19 protein-coding genes and 2 pseudogenes are annotated in these 20,479 nt (G+C 71.5%); 7 read left to right on the top strand and 14 right to left on the bottom strand.

Annotation, left to right across the window (positions count from 1 at the left end; translation table 11 throughout):
• Positions 1-325: 325 nt before the first annotated feature.
• Genes ACVJO7_RS31075 through mbhE form a run of 6 tightly spaced genes read right to left on the bottom strand, consistent with a single transcriptional unit; the run spans position 326 to position 5,933 of the window.
• Complete coding sequence (locus ACVJO7_RS31075; protein ID WP_491675919.1) at positions 326-682, bottom strand: cation:proton antiporter; 357 nt, start codon at positions 680-682, stop codon at positions 326-328.
• Positions 679-936 (bottom strand): MrpF/PhaF family protein, encoded by a 258-nt coding sequence (locus ACVJO7_RS31070; protein WP_491675918.1) that lies wholly within the window; start codon positions 934-936, stop codon positions 679-681. The genes ACVJO7_RS31075 and ACVJO7_RS31070 overlap by 4 nt, the downstream gene beginning before the upstream one ends.
• Entirely contained in the window at positions 933-1,292 is a 360-nt protein-coding gene (locus tag ACVJO7_RS31065; RefSeq protein WP_491675917.1) for a Na+/H+ antiporter subunit E, read from the bottom strand. The genes ACVJO7_RS31070 and ACVJO7_RS31065 overlap by 4 nt, the downstream gene beginning before the upstream one ends.
• Entirely contained in the window at positions 1,289-2,806 is a 1,518-nt protein-coding gene (locus tag ACVJO7_RS31060; protein ID WP_491675916.1) for a monovalent cation/H+ antiporter subunit D family protein, read from the bottom strand. Before ACVJO7_RS31060 ends, ACVJO7_RS31065 begins: the two co-directional genes overlap by 4 nt.
• Positions 2,803-3,141, bottom strand: a complete 339-nt coding sequence (locus tag ACVJO7_RS31055; protein ID WP_491675915.1) for a sodium:proton antiporter — start codon at positions 3,139-3,141, stop codon at positions 2,803-2,805. The genes ACVJO7_RS31060 and ACVJO7_RS31055 overlap by 4 nt, the downstream gene beginning before the upstream one ends.
• Positions 3,138-5,933: a hydrogen gas-evolving membrane-bound hydrogenase subunit E gene (gene mbhE, locus ACVJO7_RS31050; protein WP_491675914.1), complete on the bottom strand. Its 2,796-nt coding sequence runs from the start codon at positions 5,931-5,933 to the stop codon at positions 3,138-3,140. The genes ACVJO7_RS31055 and mbhE overlap by 4 nt, the downstream gene beginning before the upstream one ends.
• Positions 5,934-6,428: 495 nt before the next feature.
• Here mbhE and ACVJO7_RS31045 point away from each other — a divergent pair.
• Positions 6,429-6,781 (top strand): annotated as a pseudogene (locus tag ACVJO7_RS31045) (transposase); the annotation flags it as partial.
• Here ACVJO7_RS31045 and ACVJO7_RS31040 read toward each other — a convergent pair.
• From ACVJO7_RS31040 to ACVJO7_RS31025, 4 genes and pseudogenes are all read right to left on the bottom strand, one after another.
• Positions 6,673-7,167, bottom strand: coding sequence for an ISL3 family transposase (locus ACVJO7_RS31040; RefSeq protein ID WP_491675913.1), 495 nt, complete (start codon positions 7,165-7,167; stop codon positions 6,673-6,675). The pseudogene ACVJO7_RS31045 and the gene ACVJO7_RS31040 sit on opposite strands and share 109 nt — an antisense overlap.
• 57 nt (positions 7,168-7,224) lie before the next feature.
• Complete coding sequence (locus ACVJO7_RS31035) at positions 7,225-7,398, bottom strand: hypothetical protein (protein WP_491675920.1); 174 nt, start codon at positions 7,396-7,398, stop codon at positions 7,225-7,227.
• Positions 7,399-7,415: 17 nt separating this feature from the next.
• A pseudogene (locus ACVJO7_RS31030) lies at positions 7,416-7,538 on the bottom strand (transposase family protein); the annotation flags it as partial.
• A gap of 414 nt (positions 7,539-7,952) precedes the next feature.
• Positions 7,953-8,726, bottom strand: a complete 774-nt coding sequence (locus tag ACVJO7_RS31025; RefSeq protein ID WP_491675912.1) for a helix-turn-helix domain-containing protein — start codon at positions 8,724-8,726, stop codon at positions 7,953-7,955.
• Between the two features lie 72 nt (positions 8,727-8,798).
• Between ACVJO7_RS31025 and ACVJO7_RS31020 the strand changes: the two genes are divergently transcribed.
• The 6 genes from ACVJO7_RS31020 (at position 8,799) to ACVJO7_RS30995 (ending at position 15,683) form a co-directional block, all read left to right on the top strand.
• Positions 8,799-10,076 carry a CaiB/BaiF CoA transferase family protein gene (locus ACVJO7_RS31020; protein WP_491675911.1) on the top strand — a complete coding sequence of 426 codons (1,278 nt, stop codon included), beginning with the start codon at positions 8,799-8,801 and terminating at the stop codon, positions 10,074-10,076.
• Positions 10,073-11,218 carry an acyl-CoA dehydrogenase family protein gene (locus ACVJO7_RS31015; protein ID WP_491675910.1) on the top strand — a complete coding sequence of 382 codons (1,146 nt, stop codon included), beginning with the start codon at positions 10,073-10,075 and terminating at the stop codon, positions 11,216-11,218. The genes ACVJO7_RS31020 and ACVJO7_RS31015 overlap by 4 nt, the downstream gene beginning before the upstream one ends.
• Positions 11,215-12,513 carry an acyl-CoA dehydrogenase family protein gene (locus ACVJO7_RS31010; RefSeq protein ID WP_491675909.1) on the top strand — a complete coding sequence of 433 codons (1,299 nt, stop codon included), beginning with the start codon at positions 11,215-11,217 and terminating at the stop codon, positions 12,511-12,513. Before ACVJO7_RS31015 ends, ACVJO7_RS31010 begins: the two co-directional genes overlap by 4 nt.
• 186 nt (positions 12,514-12,699) lie before the next feature.
• A complete protein-coding gene (locus ACVJO7_RS31005; protein ID WP_491675908.1) occupies positions 12,700-14,313 on the top strand; it encodes a flavin-containing monooxygenase in 1,614 nt (537 codons plus the stop codon).
• Positions 14,314-14,541: 228 nt separating this feature from the next.
• Positions 14,542-14,820 (top strand): YciI family protein, encoded by a 279-nt coding sequence (locus tag ACVJO7_RS31000; RefSeq protein WP_491675907.1) that lies wholly within the window; start codon positions 14,542-14,544, stop codon positions 14,818-14,820.
• Positions 14,817-15,683 carry an MBL fold metallo-hydrolase gene (locus ACVJO7_RS30995; protein WP_491675906.1) on the top strand — a complete coding sequence of 289 codons (867 nt, stop codon included), beginning with the start codon at positions 14,817-14,819 and terminating at the stop codon, positions 15,681-15,683. The genes ACVJO7_RS31000 and ACVJO7_RS30995 overlap by 4 nt, the downstream gene beginning before the upstream one ends.
• A gap of 268 nt (positions 15,684-15,951) precedes the next feature.
• Here the strand turns inward: ACVJO7_RS30995 and ACVJO7_RS30990 are convergent, their stop codons facing one another.
• The 4 genes from ACVJO7_RS30990 to ACVJO7_RS30975 form a co-directional block, all read right to left on the bottom strand.
• Positions 15,952-17,364, bottom strand: a complete 1,413-nt coding sequence (locus ACVJO7_RS30990) for a phytoene desaturase family protein (RefSeq protein ID WP_491675905.1) — start codon at positions 17,362-17,364, stop codon at positions 15,952-15,954.
• A 99-nt stretch (positions 17,365-17,463) separates the two neighbouring features.
• On the bottom strand, positions 17,464-17,853 hold the full coding sequence (locus ACVJO7_RS30985) for a DUF4870 domain-containing protein (protein ID WP_491675904.1): 390 nt from the start codon (positions 17,851-17,853) through the stop codon (positions 17,464-17,466).
• Between the two features lie 461 nt (positions 17,854-18,314).
• Complete coding sequence (locus tag ACVJO7_RS30980; RefSeq protein WP_491675903.1) at positions 18,315-19,226, bottom strand: amidohydrolase family protein; 912 nt, start codon at positions 19,224-19,226, stop codon at positions 18,315-18,317.
• Positions 19,227-19,355: 129 nt separating this feature from the next.
• Positions 19,356-20,117, bottom strand: a complete 762-nt coding sequence (locus ACVJO7_RS30975; RefSeq protein WP_491675902.1) for an EAL domain-containing protein — start codon at positions 20,115-20,117, stop codon at positions 19,356-19,358.
• Between the last annotated feature and the right edge of the window lie 362 nt (positions 20,118-20,479).

Here is a 20,479-nt window from a genome sequence, read left to right as displayed (position 1 = left end):
TCGGGTTCCGCAACCTGACCAACTACATCGCCCGAAGCCTGCTCGAGACCGGCGGCTTCAGACCCCAACTCCTACACCCCCGATTGGGATGAGCCTCTTTGCCGTACGGGCCCGGGAGGACGAGCGCCACCGGCGGGCTCGACGAGATGATCGTCTCGCCCGACGAGTACGAGGCCATTCATCTACATAGGACCGACACGCCTTCGGCTTCTGCAACGACCTCTCAAAACCGTCGACCATCCTTCGGGCCTGATCTGCTCACCGACGTGTCCGTGAAACGGGTCAACATCACCGCCGTTGTGCGACCACCAGGACGGTTGGCGTCTCAGCATGGCGGATCCTCCGTGGCTGAAACTGGGCCCTGTGCCTCGGAGATATCGGTATCGGGTCGGAACGGGTGGTCTGTGAGCACGGCCGAACGGGCGACCATGATCCCGCCGACGGCAGCGGTGACGATCTGGAGAGCGACCGCCAGCAGCGCCTTTACAACGTCGGCGACCCCCGGGGCCACGAGCACCGAGCCGATGATGACCAAACTGATCCCGACACCGGAGGCCGTCGCGACTGAGGAAGCCCGCATGTAGACGTCGCCGAATCGGAGCAGCCCGATCGCGGCGAGGAGTAAGGTGAGCCCGCCGGCGACGGCGACGATCTGCCCGAGGAGGATGAGGACCTCGCTCATCGTGCACCTCCGGTGAGCGCGCGGGCGAACGAGACGGCGGCCAGGAATGCGACCATGGTCGCCACGAGCACGAGATCGAAGGTCGATGTGCTGCCAGAGCGGACACCACCGAGTGCGATCAGACCGACCACGGTGACAGTGAGCAGCTCGGCGCCAATGACACGGGAGCCGCTATCCGGCCCGCGCACGATACGCACCACTGCGAGCAGCGCGGCCAAGCCACAGCAGACGAACGCGATGTCGAGCCCGATCACACCGACACCTCCTTTCGTGGCGGACCGAACGCTCGCAGCATGCGGGCTTCCATGTCGCGCAATTCCGTTACCGCGGCCTCGGCGTCCTCGTGGTACATCGAATGGACCAGCAGCGCGCGGTGGTCATCGACGACACCGAGGGTGAGGGTCCCCGGAGTCAGCGTGATCAGCGCCCCCATGACCGCGGCCCGAGCACCGGTCTCGGACGCCAGAGGAAGCCGGACCACCCGCGGCGTCGCGGACGAGCCCGGCGTGAGGAGGTCGGCCAGCACGTCACGACAACTGAACAGGACCTGGCCAGCGAACCATAGGCCGAACAGGAACAGGCGCGGCAGCCGCGCGATGGATCGAATCATCCGAGCACCGCTTCCACATAGCCGCCGGTGTCGAGCAGGCCGGCCGCCGCCGTCGCGGACAGCCCGTAGAGCAGCTCGGCGCCGAGTCCGAGGCCGAGAGTCACGGTGGCCAGCACGAGCGCGGGCAGCGTCAGTCGCAGCCCCACGGAAGGCACCGGTGGAGCCGCGACGGTGGTCCCACCGCCACCGCCACCGGCCGGCTCGCCGTTCTCGTCGGGCCTGCGGACCAGCGCGTTCCAGATCTTGATCATTGACAGCAGGGTGAGCAGGCTGACCACGATTGCGACGACCGCGGCGGCGACCTGGCCGGCGTCGAGCGCTGCGAGGATCAGGGTCAGCTTCGCCACGAACCCGGAGAACGGCGGGATCCCCGCCAGCGACAGGGCAGCCACGCCGAACGCCGCGACCAGCAGCGGATCGCGGCGGGCGACGCCCCGGATCCCGTCCAGCGCGCCGGTTCCGTGCCGTTCCTCGACCGCGCCCGTGGACAGGAACAGCGACGCTTTCACGATCATGTGGTGCAGCAAGTAGAAGATGCCCGCTGCCAGCCCGAGCGGGGTGAACAGGGCGACGCCGAGCAGGATGTAGCCGATCTGGCTGACCATGTGGAAGGCCAGGATCGAGCGCATCGTGGACTCGCCAACCGCTCCGAGGACACCGACGAGCATCGTCGCCGAGAACAGCACGACGCCGATCCACAGCCAGCGGGTCTCACCGTCGAACACGACGGCGTAGATGCGGTAGATCGCGTAGATCGCGACCTTGGTGTGCAGCCCGGAGAACAGCGCCGTGACTGCAGGCGAGGTCGAAGGGTAAGCGCGGGCGAGCCACCCGTGCACGGGGACGACGGCAGCCTTCATCGACAGCGCGGCCAGGCAGATTCCGACCGCGGCCGCGACGGTCCCGGACTCCTGTGCCGCTCCAGCGAGTTCGGCCAGGTTGACCGTTCCAGCGCTGCCGTAGACGAGCGCGACGCCGGCGAGGAAGACGGTGGAGACGAACAGGTTGAACGCGACGTAGAGCCGGGTGCCGCTGACCGAGAGCAAGGTCCCCTGCCTGCGCCGGGCCAGGACCAGAAGCCCGTACGAGGGCAGGAGCATGACCTCGATGAAGACGAACAGGTTGAACAGGTCCGCGGTCAGCAGAGCGCCGTTGACCCCGCCGACCAACGCCAGGACCAGGGGTGGGAACAACCGCGCGGCTCCGGGTCCGGTCATCAGCCCGAAAGCGGTGCACACCAGCGCGAGCAGCCCGGTCACAGCCAGCATCAGCGACGACAGCGCGTCCGCGACGAACGGGATCGCGATCCCGCCGGGCCAGGCGCCGACCGGCTCGGCCAGCACCTCGCCGCCGGAGGTGGCGGCGACGAGCGCGATCCCGGCGGCGAGGTTCGCACCGAGCAACCCGAGCAGGACGACGCGGGCCCACAGCGCGCCGGCCCCGGCCGGCGCGGTGAGGCCGGCGGCACCCAGCGGCAGCCCGACGAGCAGGGGGAGGAGAGCGGCGGTCGTCATCGGGCCGGCTCCGATCGTACGGCTGGACGTTCCCGGTCGGAGGTGTCGTCACCGGGTCGCCCGGTCACGGCGAGCACGAGCATGACGACGGTGATCGCGAAGGCGATCACGATCGCGGTGAGCACGAACGCCTGTGGCAGCGGGTCGGCCGCCGCGGCCGGGTCGGTGCCCTCCAAGGGCTCGCCGCGGCGCTGGATCCCGCCGGAGGCGAACAGCAGCAGATTGACGGCGTGGCCGAGCATCAGGAAACCGAGCACTGCTCGCAGGTAGCTGCGGTCGAGCATGAGGTAGGCGGCTCCTGCTACGAGAAGTCCGATCGTCAGGGCGAGGATCATCGCGAGACCTCCTCGGATGCGTGGTCCTCCTCGGACCGGTCGGGCGGCAGACGGGAATCGGGCTCGTCCTCCTCCTGTGGTGCGCCCAGCAGGTTCAGCCCGGCGACCACCACGCCCAGGACCGCCAGGTACACCCCGACGTCGAACACCAGCGCGGTGGAGAGGTGCACGCCGAGGACGTCGGCGTGCAGCGGACGTAGGAAGGAGCCGTCGAGCAGGCCGAGCAGCCCGGTCGCCGCCGCGACCACGGCGCCCATTCCGGCCACCAGGAGGAACGGCAGCCGGACCCGGCCGGTGGCGTCGGACGGCGCGGCGAGATACGCCAGTACCAGCGCCGAGGCGCCGACGAGCGCGCCGATGAACCCTCCCCCTGGAGCGTTGTGCCCCCGCAGCAGCACGTACACAGAGGCGAGCAGCAGGAACGGGACGAGTACCTTCGCCGCCGTGCGCAGGAAGATCGCGTTCGCGCGGGGATCGGTCACCGGAGCAGCCGGAGCGTCGGCCACCTGAAGGGACTGCGGCCTGCGCGCGTCGAGCAGCGCGGTCATCACCAGGGCGGCCAGCGCGAGCACCACGAGCTCGCCGAAGGTGTCGAGCGCTCGGAAGTCGACCAGGATCGTGTTGACGACGTTGCTGCCGCCGGTCTGCTCCTGCGCCTCGGCCAGGAACCACGTCGACGCCGCGGACGGGCCCCGCCACCCGGTCGATACCAGAGTCGCGGTGGTCGCCGCGACCCCCGCACCGACCGCGAGCACCGCACGCGTGACGGTACGACGGGCGCCGCCGGGCCCCGCCGGGAAGCCGCGAGGGAGGCGCCGCAGGATCAGCACGATCACCGCCACCGTCAGCACCTCGACCAGGAGCTGGGTGAGGGCAACGTCCGCGGCACCGAGGCCGAAGAACCACAGAGCCACCGAGAACCCGACCACGCCGGCTCCCAAGACCGCGGCGAGCCGATTGCGCGCCATCAGGACGGCCCCGATCCCGCACGCAGCGAGCAGCAGGAGCAGCATGTCGGACGCGCCGGAGGTGCCGGGTGCGGCGGCGATGTCGCCGGCCAGCAGCCCGACAGCGACGGTACCGGCCAACGCGATCAGCAGGATCGGGACGAGCAGGTGCCGGGCAGGTGCGTCGCCGGCGGTGGGGCGGCCGGTGACGCGGCCGAGTTCGATGATCCCGCTGCGCAGACTCTCTACGGCGCTGACGCCGGTGAACGGCCACAACGGGCGGTCGAGGAGCCGGTCGACACGCTCATGTGCGAGCACCAGCCCGGCGCCGACGGCGATGGCCAGTGCGGAAACGAGCAGCGCTGGGTTGAGCCCGTGCCACACGTAGAAGCCATCGATCGCTGCGGGCGGGACCTGAAGCGAGGCCGCCGCGGAGGTGCCGAGCAGTGGATCGAGGGCGCTCGCTGCGGGCCCGAGGACTCCGCCTGCGAGAGCGGTCACAGTGACGGTTCCGGCCATGGTCCGGGCTCCGCCTCCAGGGCGCAGATCGGCGGCCGGTCCGAACATGACCGGGACGACCATGCGGGCGCTGTAGGCGACGGTCAGCACCGCCGCCGTTCCGAGGCCGATAGCAGCGAGCGTGCCCGGCCCGGTGCCGGCGGTCAGCGCGGCGTCGAGCACATACTCCTTGGAGACGAAGCCCAGCGTGATCGGGATCCCGGCCATGCTCACCGCGGTGAGGACGATCATCGTCGCCGTCCAGGGGGTCGCACGGAACAGGCCGCGCAGCTCGCGAAGGTCTCGGGTGCCCGCCCGGCGTTCGAGCAGGCCGACCGTCATGAACCCGGCCGACTTGAACAGCGCGTGTGCTACCACGTGTGCGCTCGCCGCGAGCAGGGCCGTGGGGGTTCCGATGCCGATGACCGCCACCAGCAAACCGAGCTGGCTGACCGTGGAGTACGCGAGAAGCTCCTTGAGATCGTGCCGCTGCAACGCGAACACCCCGCCGAGCAGGGCCGTGACGACCCCGACCGTCACCAGCAGCCAGGGCCACACCGGCGAGGCCGCGGCCGCTCCGGAGAACCGCATCAGCAGGTAAATTCCCGCCTTCACCATGGCCGCCGCGTGCAAGTATGCGCTCACCGGAGCAGGGGCGACCATCGCATCCGGAAGCCACGAGTGGAAGGGGAACTGTGCCGCCTTCGTCATCGCCGCCATCGCGACGAGCACGGCGACCACGCCGGCGAACACCGGGTCGGTTCCCCACGCCGGGTCGGCGAGCGCGACCGACAGCTGTGTCGTGCCGGTGCGCACCACGATCGTGCATACAGCAGCGAGCAGCGCGAGCCCGCCCGACACGGTGATCAGCAGCGTCCGGGCGGCCGGCTCGCGGCCTTTCGGGCCAACCCGCAAGATGAGCAGGTAGGAGCATATCGTCGTGATCTCCCACGCGACGAAGAGCAGCACCAGATCATCGGCCAGCACCAGGGTCAGCATGGCCGCGGCGAACGCGGTCATCAGTGTGTAGAACCCGCCGGAGCGTTCCTCGGTCAGGTAGGACGTCGAGTAGGCCATGATCACCGCGCCGATGCCGAGCACCAGCAGAGCGAAGAGTGCACCCAGGCCGTCCATCCGCAGCCGCAGCATCACCTCGACGGCCGGGATCCAGGGAAGGGCCTCGTCAACGGATTCCGGCGACGAGGCGGGCCCGGTGGCGACCACGACGGTGAGCGCGCCCAGCACGGCGGCGGCGACCCAGCCGGCACGGGTCCCGAGCCGTGCGCCCAGCATCGGCATGACCAGCACCAGTGCCCATGCGGTGACTAGCACGGGGAACAACGACACGAATCCTCTTCCCGGGACGTCGGGCGGGTGACGGACAGGAGCGCCGGACCGGTCCGACGTCCGTCACGGAGACGGCCCCGGCCGGACCGGGCGAGCGACCCCCCGAGCTGGTGGCCGCTCTAGGCAGGTCCGCCGAGCGGCGCGAGAGCGGCTCAGGCGTCCGGAGCCACGCCGGCCAGCATCGGCCCCCACGATGTTGGGTGACCGTTGGTGCCCGGGTGTCGGACGAGCCACGCTACGGCGCGCAGTACGCATGCGGTGCTCATGGGCCGGAGTCTAGACGGAGGAACCTATGGGACGCGGAGCCCCTGACGATCAGTCCGGTCACTCGTCGACGTGACGTGCCGGTGGTCCGCTCACAGTCCTGGCCTGTGAGCTTCCGCCCTTCTGCACGCTAGTCGCCTCGGGAGGCGGCAAGAGTCGCCTCAGTACTGCAAACGGGGGTTCGGCGTGTCGGGAGAGGCTGATCCAGGTCCGGGCGACGTTGATCGTCGGGTGGAGGATCTTGCTGGGGGGTGGCGGCGTCGGACCAGGTCATCGGGTTGATCGGGTGGCGGTTCTTCCGGCGGGAGCCCCGTGCCCGGGCCGGTGCCTATGTCCGTGGGCTGCTCGCGTGCCCGGAACGCAAGAACGGGTGGACCCTGGCCGAGCATGCGGGTGCGGTGTCGCCGGACTCGACGCAGCGGCTGCTGGGGACCGCGGACCGGGACGTCGACGGGGTCCGCGACGACGTCCGCGGCTACGTCCTCGACACGCTCGGCGACCCGGCCAGTGGGGTGTTCGTGGTCGACGAGACCGGGTTCATCAAGAAGGGCATCCGGTCGGCCGGGGTGCAACGCCAGTACACCTGGTAGAGCGGATCACCGCTGCGGCCCCGACGGCCCAGGGTCTGTTGCTGGAGGCGTTGGTGGGAGGTGTCGAGCTTCGCCCCGGCCAGGGCGACGACGTGGAAGGGGTCCGTCACCGTGACCGCGTCCGGGATCTCGCTGGTGGCGGCGTTCTTGTAGCCGGTGAGCCCGTCCATCGCCACGACCTGCACCTGCGCCCGGAACTCCGGTGTGCGGGCGCCGAGCCAGCCGGCGAACGCGGCCGCCGAGCGGCCCTCGACCAGGTCCAACAGCCGGGCCCGCCCGGTCTGGGCGACCACTGCGGTGAGGTCGACGATCACGGTCACGAAGCGGTCCCCGGCGGCGTGGCGGGTATGGGCCCAGCGGTGCTCGTCGACCCCGAGCACCCGCACCCCCGTCCAGGCGGGCCGGGCCGGTCGCGGCGAGCAGCTCGGTGGTCGCCGTCACGGCGATGGTGTTGATGGTGTCCAGGACCGGCCCAGCTCGCGGGCGACCGCGGCCACCGTGGCGCGGTCGACGACCAGGCGGCGCAGCACGAACCGCGCACACCGTGCGGTGGTCGACGCACCCGCCCGGGCCAGCCGGGACGTGTCGTGGGCGAGATCACCCGCTCGCACGACGGCGCGGGGCAGCGGTGACGCCGAACCCGGACTCGTAGCTGCAGCGGGTGCCCGGCCACCGGTAGATCAGTGAGCCGGCGCTCGACGCTGTCGCGGTAGACCCCCGTCGACGTGCACTCCGGGCAGCACGACGGCATGTGGTCCACGACCTCGCACCACACCACCGTCGTCTCCCCGTCCACGGCGGTGTCGGTGATCGTGACCCCGAGTTCCGCGGTACGGACGATCGTGTCGGCGAGGATCGAGGCAGCAGAGACCGTGGGCTCGGACACGAGGCTCCCGGGTGGCGTTGATCAAGGCATAGGAACCTGCATCATCAGCCACCCGGGGCCCGTCTTCCCGCACCGACACGAGCCCCACGCGCCGGGCCGTCACGGGCCTACCTGCACTCCATTTCCGGAGGAGCCCGTTATGGTGAGGAGATCCCACGTGGCGACATGGCGTCGTGGCTCGACGAGGAGGTGGCCGACGAACCCGAGGCCGTCGGCGGGCGCATGGTTCTGCACCACGAATCGGCGGCACTCAGCTGCGCCCGCCGGATTCTCCTCGAGTCATTCCGGGGGCGCACCGACGCTGAATGACGGCTGGTGGCGCCGCAGCGTCTCCACCAGCTCGTCGCATCGGGCGGAGATGTCGTGCCGGGTTCCGACGATTCCGATCGCGGCCCTGGTCCGGCCGTTCTCCTTGACGGCCACCGACACCCCTTCGCCGATGTCGGAGACGTGCGGGGAGGCGCAGATCCCGGTTTCCTGCAGCTCCTGGAGGTGGTCCAGGAAGGGATCGACGTACTGTTCCTCGTTCCGCGGGAGATTCCGCAGGTAGGTCCACAGGGTGCGCTGTTCCATGCCGGCCAGGAGGACCCAGCCGGACGACGCCCGTATCAGTGACCGTCGCACCCGGTTCTCCGCGAGGTACGCGTATTTCGGATCGTTCGACACATGGTCCACATAGAACAGGTCGTTGGCGACAGCGATCGAGAGGACCGTCGTCAGGCCGATTTCCGCGTGTATCGCTTCCAGGTGCTCGTGGGTCACCTTTCCGGGCATGTACCGGCCGGCCATCAGGTTCAGCAGGTAGGGCGCGGCGCCCAGCGTGTAGCGCCGCGCGCGCTCGTCCAGATATCCGGCGACGACGAGCCCGTTCACCAGGGTCTGCACCGTGCTCAGCGGTGCCTCGGTCCGCGCGGCCATCTCGGTGAGGGTCAGACCCTCCGGCGATCGTGCCGCCTCCTGGAGCAGGACCGCCATCAGGTCGACCATGCGGTGCCGTGGTCGTCCGCGGCCCCGCATCGCGCCGTGTGTCGTCATGACCGCCTCCTCGTCCATCGTAACCGCAACGTATATACGTAGCTTTACACGTACTTGCGGACTTCGCAGTTGAGTGGCACAGTTCGGCCTGTGCGAGACATCACAGATGATCCGGGCGGCCCGGCCGGCGCGGCCTCGCCCCGCGCGGTCGGACCGTTGGACGGCGTTCGCGTCATCGATCTCACGACCGTCGTGATGGGTCCGTATGCCACGGCCGTGCTCGGCGATCTGGGTGCTGATGTGGTCAAGGTCGAGCCGTTGGAGGGCGACATGACCCGCGGCATCGGCGCCCGTCGGCACGCCGGGATGACCGCGATGACGCTGAACCTGCAGCGCAACAAGCGCAGCATCGCGCTGAACCTGCGCGAGCCGGACGGGCTCGCGGCGCTGCGGCGGCTGGTCGAGGACGCCGACGTGATCGTCACGAACCTCAGGCCGCGGTCCCGGGAGCGCCTGGGCATCACCTACGAGGCGCTGTCCGAGTGCAACCCGCGGCTGGTGATGTGCACCGCGCAGGCCTACGGCTCCCGGACGGACCTGGCGGACAGCCCGGCTTACGACGACATCGTGCAGGCCGCGTCCGGCGCGGCGCTGCTCACCGACCGGGTCCACGGCCGGCCGAGCTACGCCCCCTACGTCATCGCGGACAAGGTGGTCGCGCTGCACATCGCGGTCGGCGCACTGGCGGCGGTGCTGCGGGCCCGCGTGACCGGCCGCGGACAGAGTGTGGACATCCCGATGGTCGACGCGATGATCGCGTTCAACCTGGTCGAGCACCTGGGCGGGCACACCTTCGATCCGCCCGAAGGGGACTTCGGCTGGTCCCGGATCCTCGTGTCGGAACGCCGGCCGCACCGCACGGCCGACGGGTGGATCTGCATCATGCCGTACTCCGACCAGAACTGGCGGGACTTCTTCGCCCTCGCCGGCCGGCCCGAACTCGCCGACGATCCGCGGTTCCGCGAGGTCAACGAGCGTCACCGCAACATGGACGAGCTGCTCGGCACCGTCAGCCGGATCGCCCGGCACCGGACGACCGAGGAGTGGCTGGAGCTCTGCGCGAAGCACGAGATCCCGGCGAGCGAACTGCTCGATCTCGCGGCGGTGGGGGAGGACGACTACGTCCGCGAGCGGAATCTCCTGCGCAGCGTCGAGCACCCGTCCGAGGGCCGCTACTTCGTGACCCCGACACCGATGGACTTCTCCGACACCCCGATCGGACTCACCCGCCACGCCCCACGACTCGGGGAGAACTCCGCCGAGATCCTCGCCCAGGCCGGCTACTCGCCTGCCGAGGTCGCGGACCTGTTCGCCCGCAGGGTCGTGGCGGGTGACCACCCGGCCCCCGTGAACGAGGAGTGCGCGTGAGCACCTCGACCGTCACCGACCGGCCGGCGCCGGAGCTGCGCGAGCTACGGACCGAGGTGCGCCGCTTCCTGGCCGCAGCCGTCGATGCGGGTGTGTTCACCCCCCGCGTCAACAGCTGGCTCACAGGCTGGGACGGGTCGTTCAGCCGCACGCTCGCCGAGCGGGGCTGGGTCGGGATGACCGTTCCGGCCGGGTACGGCGGCCACGGCCGGAGCCATCTCGAACGGTTCGCCGTGACCGGGGAGCTGCTCGCCGCCGGCGCCCCGATCGCCGCCCACTGGATCGCCGACCGGCAGATCGCGCCCTCGATCCTCAGGTACGGCACCGAGGAGCAGAAGCGGTACTACCTGCCTCGGATCGCCTCCGGCGGGTACTACTTCGGCCTGGGCATGAGCGAGCCCGACTCCGGCTCGGACCTGGCGAGCGTCCGTACGCGCGCGGTCCGGGTCGACGGTGGGTGGCAGCTCACCGGCACCAAGGTGTGGACCTCCGGCGCGCACCGGGCACACGCGCTGGTCGTACTGGCCCGCACCGCGACCGATCCCGACGATCGTCACGCCGGGCTCAGCCAGTTCGTGGTGGAGCTCGGCGACCCCCGGATCCAGGTCCGACCGATCATGTCGATGAACGGGAAGCACCACTTCAACGAGGTGGTGCTCGACGAGGCGTTCGTCCCGGATGCTGGCGTGCTCGGCACCGTCGGGAACGGCTGGACGCAGGTGACCTCGGAGCTCGCCTTCGAGCGCAGCGGCCCGGAGCGGCTGCTGTCGACCTACCCCCTGCTGCAGGAGCTCGTCGCCGCCACCGGCCGCGGCTCGGTGCCCGCCGACGCCCGGATCGGCAGGCTCGTCGCCCGTACCGCGGCCCCGCACCGCATGTCCGCGGACATCGCGGAGACCCTCGCGCGGGGCGACTCGGCGGCCGGCGAGGCCGCACTCGTCAAACTGCTGGGGACCCGGCACGAGGGCGACATCGCCGACGTCGCGGACACGCTCGCGGGTGGCCTCCCGCCGGACCGTGAACCCGCGCTGCAGGACCACGTACGGACCGGCCTGCTCGAGATGCCCGGCTTCACCCTGCGCGGCGGTTCGAACGAGGTCCTGCAGGGGATCGTCGCGCGCCGGATCGGGGTTCGCCGATGAACGCCCGCAACGTCGACCCGATGCTGGCCGACACGATCGACTCGGTACTGGGTGACCGGCGCGGCCGGCCCGCCGACGGCCGCGGCGCCACCTCCTTCGACCGGGAGCTGTGGACCTCGCTGACCGATCTCGGGTTCGCCCGGCTGACCACGCCGGAGACCTCGGGTGGCAGCGGCGCGGGCGGGCCGGCCGGGGCGTACCTCGCCCGCAGGCTGGCCTTCCACGCGCTCGACGTCCCGCAGGTCGAGCACGACCTGCTGGCCGGGTGGCTGCTGGACCGGACCGGGCTTCCTCCTGCCGGGGACGGGGGTGTCGACACCGTCTGCGTCCTCGATGACGACGGGCGCGGGATCGCCCCGTACGGCGCCGTCGCCGACCGGGTCGTCCTGGTCCGGCCGGACGGCGACGGGTGGCGCGTTGCGGTGGCCGCACCCGCCGATCTCGTCCTGGGACACGGGACGAATCCGGCGGGCGAGCCCCGGAGCGCCGTCGTGGCCACGGGCCCCGTGCACGGGGTGCCGGTCGATCGGCGCCTCGTCGAGGACCTGCTGCTGCGCGGCGCGCTGGCCCGCGCCGCGCAGATCTGCGGCGCCCTCGAGCGGGCGGTCGAGCTGAGCATCCAGCACGCCGGGACCCGGGAGCAGTTCGGCCGCAGGCTGGCGGACTTCCAGGCCGTCCAGGCCCTGATCACCGACGCCGCCGCGGAGACCGCCCTCGCACTGGCCGCCGTCGACGGCGCCGTCGACCTGGCCGGGGCCGCGGATCCGGGCCTGCCGTTCGCGGTCGCGGTCGCGCGGTCCTGCACCGGACACGCGGCGTCGGTCGTGACCCGCAACGCCCACCAGGTGCACGGCGCGATCGGCACCACGGCGGAACACGACCTGCACCGGTCCACCACCCGGGCGCTCGCGTGGCGCAACGACTACGGACACCTCCATGGATGGGACGACGCCGTGACGACGATGGCCGCGCGGGCCGGCGACCGGGCACTGTGGCCGTTGCTGCTGTTCCACCTCTGCGGCCCGGTGCGGGGCTGGGCGCCGGGCCTCGTCCCCGGCTCGGAGGCCGGGCCCTTCGGCGTCCCCGCATCCGCCGGTCCCACCGGACCTGTGGACCGCGCGGGCGGCGACACAGCTGCCGGACCCGCCGACCTCGGCGACCCGGTCGGACCTGACGACCGCGACGGGACCGTCCCGGGCGAACCCGCGGGACCGGCATCCGCCAGGGCCGCGCACGCCGGCCTGCGCGAACCCGCCGGACCGGCACCCAGCCGGTCGCGACCGTCGCGGACCTGACCGCCGCGGCCCCCCGCGCCGAAGGCCGCGCATCCCGGACACCGAATCCGTCATCGCCGTCGCACGGCCGATGCCGCCACCGCCGGTACTGCCTCCATCCGATCGCCGCTGGACCTCGCCAGGGGTCCCGCATCGCCATCCGTTCAACTCTGAATGTCGATTCTCAATGAGGAGAGGGACTTCACCATGGCCACTACCAGCACCAGCGTCGACGAGCTCGACGTCCTGATCGTCGGGGCCGGCTTCGCCGGTCTCTACCAGCTCGAGAACCTCCGCAGACGCGGGTTCACGACCAGGATCCTCGAAGCCGGCGGCGGCATGGGTGGCATCTGGTACTGGAACTGCTACCCGGGTGCCCGGGTGGACAGCGAAGGTCCGATCTACCAGTTCACCCGCGACGACCTGTGGAAGGACTTCGGGTTCTCCGAGCTGTACCCGGGCTGGCAGGAGCTGCGTCGCTACTTCGCGCACGTCGACCGGAAGCTCGACCTGAGCAAGGACATCCGCTTCAACGCCCGGGTCGAGTCGGCGACCTTCGACGAGCGGACCAACCGCTGGACGGTCGAGGCGGGTGACGGCTCGACGACCAGTTGCCGCTTCCTCGTGCTCTGCACCGGCTTCGGCTCGAAGCCGATCTTCCCGGACATCCCCGGCCTGGACGACTTCACGGGCGTCAGCCACCACACCGGCCTGTGGCCGCAGGAGGGTGTGGACCTGCGCGACAAGCGGATCGCGATCATCGGTACCGGTGCGAGCGGGGTGCAGGTCGCCCAGGAGGCCGCGACCTGTGCCGCGCAGCTGACGATCTTCCAGCGCACCCCGGTGCAGGCGCTCCCGATGCGCCAGTTCGACCTCGGCGACGAGGACAACGAGCGGATCAGGCTCGATCTCGAAGACCGCTTCAGCCGCCGCGGGAGCACCTTCGCCGGCTTCGAGTGGGACTTCATCCCCACGTCCGCGCTCGCGGTCAGCGAGGAGGAGCGCACCGCCACCTACGAGGAGCTGTGGGAGGGCGGTTTCAAGTTCTGGCTCGGCACCTACCAGGACGTCCTGTTCGAGGACGAGGCGAACGACACCGCCTATCGCTTCTGGCGGGACCGCACACGCGCCCGCATCAAGGACCCGGTGCTGCGGGAGAAGCTCGCACCGCTCAAGAAGGCCTATCCCTTCGGTGTCAAGCGCCCCTCGCTGGAGCGCACCTACTACGACATCTTCAACCAGGACAACGTCGAGCTGGTCGACCTGCACGAGGATCCGATCGAGCGGATCCTCCCGAACGGGGTCCGAACCGCCTCCGGTGATCGCGAGTTCGACATCATCGTGCTCGCCACCGGCTTCGACGCGGTGACCGGCGGGTTGACCGCGATCGACATCCGGGGCACCGACGGCCGCTCGCTCCGGGACAAGTGGTCCACCGGTGTCGAGACGTACTTCGGGGTCGCAACGGCCGCCTTCCCGAACATGTTCTTCCTCTACGGCCCGCAGAGCCCGTCCGGCTTCTGCAACGGCCCGACCTGCGCAGAGCTACAGGGCGACCTGATCCTCGACACCATCGATTACCTGTGCGACAACGGGTACAGCCGGATCGAGTCCGAGCCGGACTCGGACCGGAACTGGACATCGCACGTCACCGAGCTGACCGAAGCCGGCCTCTACGACCGGGCCAACTCCTGGTACATGGGCGCGAACGTCCCCGGCAAGCCGCGGCAGCTGCTGAACTACCCCGGCGGCCTGCCGACGTACTTCCGCAAGTGGTCGGAGATCGCGAACGCCGGTTACAAGGGCTTCGCACTGAGCTGACCGCGGCCCACGACGAGCGGCGGCACCGGACGAACCCCGGCGGGGCCGGTGACCTGCCGCCTACACGAGCCGCGCCCACGAACGAGCGGGCGGCGCGGGCGCGTCCGGGCGACCGGCCCGCCGCCGCACCGCGATGCGCGCACGCGCGCGACAGAGCCGGCCGACCACGGCCGGCATCCCGGCGCACTGTCCGACGGCAGTGAGCCCGACATCCCGAGGAGACATGTCATGGCGTTCTTCACCGTGGTCTGGAAGTACACGGAGGACACCGATCTGATCGACAAGGCGCGCGGCCCGCACGGCGCATACCTCAAGGAACAGGTCGCGGCGGGCACGATCCGCGTCGCAGGCCCGTTCGAGGACGGCACCGGCGGCATCCTCGTCGCCGAGGTCGCCGACGCGACCGAGCTGAAGTCGGTGCTCGACGGCGACCCGTACGTCGCCGACGGCGTCGTCGTCGACACCCGGATCTTCCCGTTCAAGCCGGTGCTGGGAGCGCTGGCATGACGGCTCCGGCCCGCTCCGCACCGCAGGAGTCCGTCGACGTCGGCGACATCCGGATCACCTATCTGCCCGACGGCGACGCCGTGGTGTCGGCGGAGGCGGTCTTCCCGACCGGCAACGCCGAGCTGTGGGAGGCCCATCGGGAGCTGTTCGACGCCGACGGCCTGCTGATGCTGACCATCGGCGGGTTCCTCGTCGAGACCGGCGGCGAGAAGATCGTCGTCGATCTGGGATTCGGGGACATGACCGTCCCCTTCGAACCCGTCGGCGGGGAGTTCCGCGGCGGACGGCTGCTGTCCAGCCTCCGCGCGGCCGGGGTGGAGCCCGCCGAGATCGACACCGTGTTCTACACGCACCTGCACCTCGATCACGTCGGCTGGACCGCCCAGGACGGCAAGCTGACCTTCCCGAACGCCCGTCACCTGGTCGGCGACGGCGAGTTCGAGTTCTGGCAGGGCGTCACCGACGAGCGGCTGATGGTGGTCGGGCCGCACCCCGAGGCGGTGCAGGCGCCGCTGCGCGACCGGGTGGAGTCGGTCGCCGACGGTCAGGCCCTGGCGCGCGGGGTGAACGTGCTCGCCAGCCCGGGCCACACCCCCGGCCACTGCTCGCTGGTGGTCTCCTCCGGCGTCGAGCGCGCGATCATCCTCGGCGACGTCGTGCACTGCCCGCTCCAGCTCGGCGACGACGACCTGCGGATCATCTTCGACGTCGACCCGGACACCGCCGCCCGGACCCGCGACAGGATCGCCGCCGAGCTCGAGGGCACCCCGTCGACGATCGGCGCCGACGCGCACTTCAGCGGTTCGGCGTTCGGCCGCGTCGTCCGGGGCACCGGGAGGCGGTGGGTGGGGCTGTCGTCCTGATCCGGCCGCGACCGGCCGGGAGCCCGGGTGAGGTGTCGCGGTGAGCACGGCGAGACCTCCGGGCGGAGCGGATGTGCCCGACGCACCTGCTCCGCCCGGAGGTCCGCCACCCGGCGAGCTCCGCCGCGGGCTCGACCGGCGCGTCGAGGATCGCCAGGGCCAGGGTCCCGGCCTCCGCGACGACGTCGGGCCGGATGCTCGGGGGAGACCCGGCCGATGCCGCCGTCGACACCTGGTGGTGGCCGTCCCGCGGACGACCGGCCACCGGTCAGCGTGCCAGACGGGCGAGTGCGCGGGCCGCGGCGTGCGCACCGCACATCCCGTGCGCACCCGGGCCCGGTGGCGTCGCCGCCGAGCAGAGATAGTGCCCGGCCGCCCCGGTGTCGTAGGGCTGCAGGGTCGTCCGGGGCCCGAACACCAGCTGCCGGAGATCCTTGGCACCGGTCAGGATGTTGCCGCCGACGAAGTTGGGATTGCCCGAGAACGCCGCCGGGTCCGTGCTCGTCGTGGCGACGATCCGGTCCCGGAATCCGGGGGCGAACCGCTCGATCTGGGCGGTCACCGCGTCCGTCGCGTCCCCGGTGTAGCCGTGCGGGACGTGGGCGTAGGCGTAGACCGGGTGCACGTCCCCGACCGCCCGGGTGGGATCGGCGAGGGACTGCTGGCCGACCAGGACGAACGGCCGTTCCGGCATCCGCCCGGCGTGTACCTCCCGCTCGACGTGCGCGGTCTCCGCCGCCGAGCCCGCGACGTGCACCGTCCCGGCCCGCCGGGCACCTGCTGCGCTCCACGGGATCCCGTCCTGCACCGCGTAGTCGACCTTGAACGCCGCCGGGCCGTACCGGAACCGCCGGTAGGAGCGGGCGACCCGGGCCGGCAGCAGCTCGCCGAGCAGTGCGGGCAGCTGATCGGGGCCGACGTCCCACAGCGTCACGTCCGACGGCGGCAGCTCGCGCCACGAACGGACGTGCACGCCGGTCTCGATCCGGCCGCCGTGTTCGGCGAGCACCGCGGCGAGCGCCGCCGGGATGGCGCCCGACCCGCCCTCGGCGACCCCCCAGCCGTGCCGGTGGCCCGCGGTCAGGATCCCCATGCCGATCGCCGACGACAGCGGCCGGTTCAGCGGCCGGAAGGCGTGCGCCGCGGTCCCCAGGAACAGCGCCCGCCCCTGCTCCGTGCGGAACGCCAGGGCCAGGGCCTCCGCGGGGAGCACCGTGGGCGCCCCGAACCGGGCGATCCGCAGGGGATGGCCGGGGACGCGCAGCAGCGGCCCCATGATGTCGGCGGAGAACTCGTCGTAGTGCCGCGACGGGCCGCCGAAGAGCGCTCGCCACAGCGTCCCGTCGGCGCCGAGCCCGGCCGCGGTCTCCTCGACCGAGCGGTGGAGCAGACCGGCCCCGCCGCCCTCGAGCGGATGTGCGCAGTCGATCTCGGGCAGCCGCCAGCGGAGGCCGTGGCGCTCCAGGCCGAGGTCCCGCAGCGCGGTGGACCCGATGGCCATCGGGTGCACGGCCGAGCAGTGGTCGATGCGCAGGCCGGGGACGAGCGCCTCGATCGTGCGGGTGCCGCCGCCGATCTCGTCGGCGGCCTCGAGCACCGTCACCGTCACCCCGGCCCGGGCCAGCACGGCGGCGGCGACGAGCCCGTTGGGCCCGGAACCGACGACCGTCGCCTCGCTCATGGAAGCGCCCTTCGCTGATCGTGCCCCTGCCCGCGGACGCGACGTGTCAGCGGTACACCGGTGTCGCGCCGTGCGGGCGTCGCCGGTGGACCGTCCGGGTCAGGACAGCACGCGGAGCTGGAAGGGGTAGTCGTAGGTCTCGTTGTTCGACGCGCGGATCGCGCCCTTGATGTGGCACCACGCGGACACCACGAACAGCGCGAGCAGCAGCGGGACGGCGACGATGATCCCGATCACGGTGAAGATCAGCAGCCAGCTGACGACGAACAGCACCCAGAACGTCAGGTTGAAGTTGAACGCCCCGGCGGCGGCCCGGCGCGCGAACGGGTCGTCCTTCTTGACCAGCCAGACGAGCAGCGGGCCGAGCAGGCTCAGCAGCCCGGCGCTCAGGACCGCGGCGATCGGCGCGGAGAGGTGGGCGAGGACGGCCGCGATCCGGCTGCCCTCGGACGGCCGGGGTGCGGACGGGCTGGGGTACGGATATGACATCGGGAGCCTTCCTCTGGTCCGCGAGCCTGGTCGGCCGGACATCGGCGCGACCGGATGACGGCCGCCGGTTGCCACCAGCCTGCCAGCTCACGGCCCGTCCGCGGGGTCCGGCCGGCCCGGGGCCGGGGCTGCGTCACCCGGACGGACGACCGGAGCGGAGAGGAATCGGCGGACACCGGGGGCGGGCCGCGCCGGCCCCCGGTGTCCCCCGGGCCCACCGTCCGCCCCACGACCGGCGGCCCGTCCTCGGCCGGTCCTGATGGAGTGCGGCGGGCAGGGGTTCCGGGTACCGGCGCCGGGGGGCAACGCCGGTACCCGGAACGGACGCGGACCGGGTTCCGTCCCGGGGAAGAAACGGAGTCCGGTCCGCGGCTCTAGGCGGTCGGGATCCGCAACAGCTCCGCCGCGTTGAGGCGGCCGATCCGATCCGCGTCGTTCCGGTTCAGCGGGGTCGCGTCGAATCAGGTTGCCGCCTCGTCCATGGACTCGTACGGGTAGTCCGCCGAGAACAGCACCCGGTCCGAGCCGATGGTGCTGATCGTGTAGGCGAGCGCCTTGGTGTCGAAGTGACCGCTCGTGGTGAGCACGAAGTTCGACGTGAAGTACTCCATGACGGTCCGCTTCGCGGCCCCGAGCCCGGTGCCCTCGCGCTGCTTGTGCAACCGGTGCTCGAGCCGGGGCAGCAGGAACGGCAGCGCCTCGCCGAGGTGCCCGACCACGATCTGCAGGTCGGGATGCCGGTCGAACAGCCCGGACAGCATCAGCCGCACCGCGTGGGTAGCGGTCTCGTGGCCGAATCCCCAGGCCGAACCGACCAGCGACCCGTAGCCGTCGTAGATGCCGCGGGCGCTCGGATGGGGTTCCCGCGGGTGCAGGTACACCGGTACGCCGAGCTCTGCGGCCATCTCCCAGAACGGTTCGTAGGACGGGTGGTCCAGGTAGCGGACCCCGCCGTCGGGCAGGTCGGTGTAACCGTTGACGAGCGCGCCCTTGGCGCCCAGCTCGGTGACGGCCCGCTGCAGCTCGAGCGCGCCCGCGTCCGGGTCCTGGACGGCGACGGTCGCGAAGAACGCGAACCGCGAGGGGTGCGGGCGGACGAACGTGTCGTGGATCGTGTCGTTCGTGTGCCGGGCGACCGTGCCGGCCACCTGCGGGTCGGGAATGCCCTGCACCCCGGGGGAGGTCAGCGACAGCACGGACACCGCGACGCCCGTGCGGTCCATCGTCGCGATCCGGTCGTCCACGTCGAGCAGCCGACGAGCCACCTCGGCCATGTATGCCGGCCCGTTCCGCGCGGCCTCCCCGGCGTCGTCCCAGTACTGACCGTTCTCCCGTGTGGAGAGGTGCTCCTCGAGCGCGATCTTGTCCTGCACGTGGTCATCCCCTCCTCGTCCGGACCCTGTTCACCACCCTGACGTTAGAACGGTGGGACGGTCGCGTCTGGCCGGATCGGGGCCGATCTCTGGCCACCTGGCGCGGGGGATCGCCCGACCGGGTGGCGGTCAGGCCACCGGTGCCCGGCCGGCCGGCGCCGGCCTGCCGAACAGCCACCCCTGGCCGAGGTCCACCCCGGCGCCGGCGCAGCGTTCCGCGGTCGCGACGTCCTCGATGCCCTCGGCGACGGCCACCGCGCCGAGCTCGTGCACCAGCTCCAGCGCCCGGCACAGCGCGCGGCGGCCGCGCCCGGTGTGGATGAGCCGGATCAGCGCGCGGTCCAGCTTGACCACGTCGAACGGGTACTCGATCACCCGGGCCAGCGTGCTGAGGCCGGCACCGAGGTCGTCGGCGGCGATCCGGACCCCGGCCCGCTGCAGCGTCGTCATCGCCGCCCGGAACCAGTCGGGCTCGCGGATCACGCCGGTCTCGGTCACCTCGAGGAGCAGCCGGTCCGGCGGGAACGCCCGCATGGTGCAGGCGTCGAGCACCCGGCCCGGGAAGGTCGGGTCGCAGAACCCGGCGACGTCGACGTTGACCGACAGGAACCCGCCGCCGCGGACGACCTCCATGCCGTCCATCAGCGCGCGGGTGGTGAGGCCGGGGAGCCTGCCGGTGTCGTCGGCGATCGGCACGAAGTCGGCCGGGGCGACCTCGCCGAGCTGCGGATCGGTCCAGCGGGCCAGGCTCTCGACGCCGACCGTCGTGCGGCCGGTCAGGCACACGATCGGCTGGTAGGCGAACCGGACGTGGGCGAGGAAGTCCGGCCGGCACAGCCGCTGGGTGATCAGCGCGGCCCGTCCGGGGAGGTCGATCGTCGCCTCGTGCATCGTCGCTCTGCCTGCCTCTCGTCGACGACTGTCTGGCGACGCTAACGGGCGCCGGGTTGCGCCGTCTGGCCGTTCCGCGCGGTTCGATGGTCACCGAGCGCGACATCATCACATATTCGTCCCTCCGCGGTGGGGCGGAGGCGCGAACGAACCGGCGTGCCGATCACATCGGGTGTGCCGCGCGGGCCGTTCCCCCCGGCTGGATGCCCCACCCGGGTGGTGCCGGCGGGACCGTTGCCGGACGTGACGGACGCCAGTACAGCCGATACATTGGTACCCGTCCTGTAACAGTGCCGACGGCGAGCGGGTCGTGGCGTGGAGAGTCCTGAGGGAGCCCGGTGAGTCGCCTCCGGCGACACCCC

The sequence above is a fragment of the Pseudonocardia sp. DxW genome, from assembly GCF_058448985.1.
The sequence above is the reverse complement of the archived record's forward strand: the minus strand, read 5'-3'. Positions and strand labels throughout refer to the sequence as shown.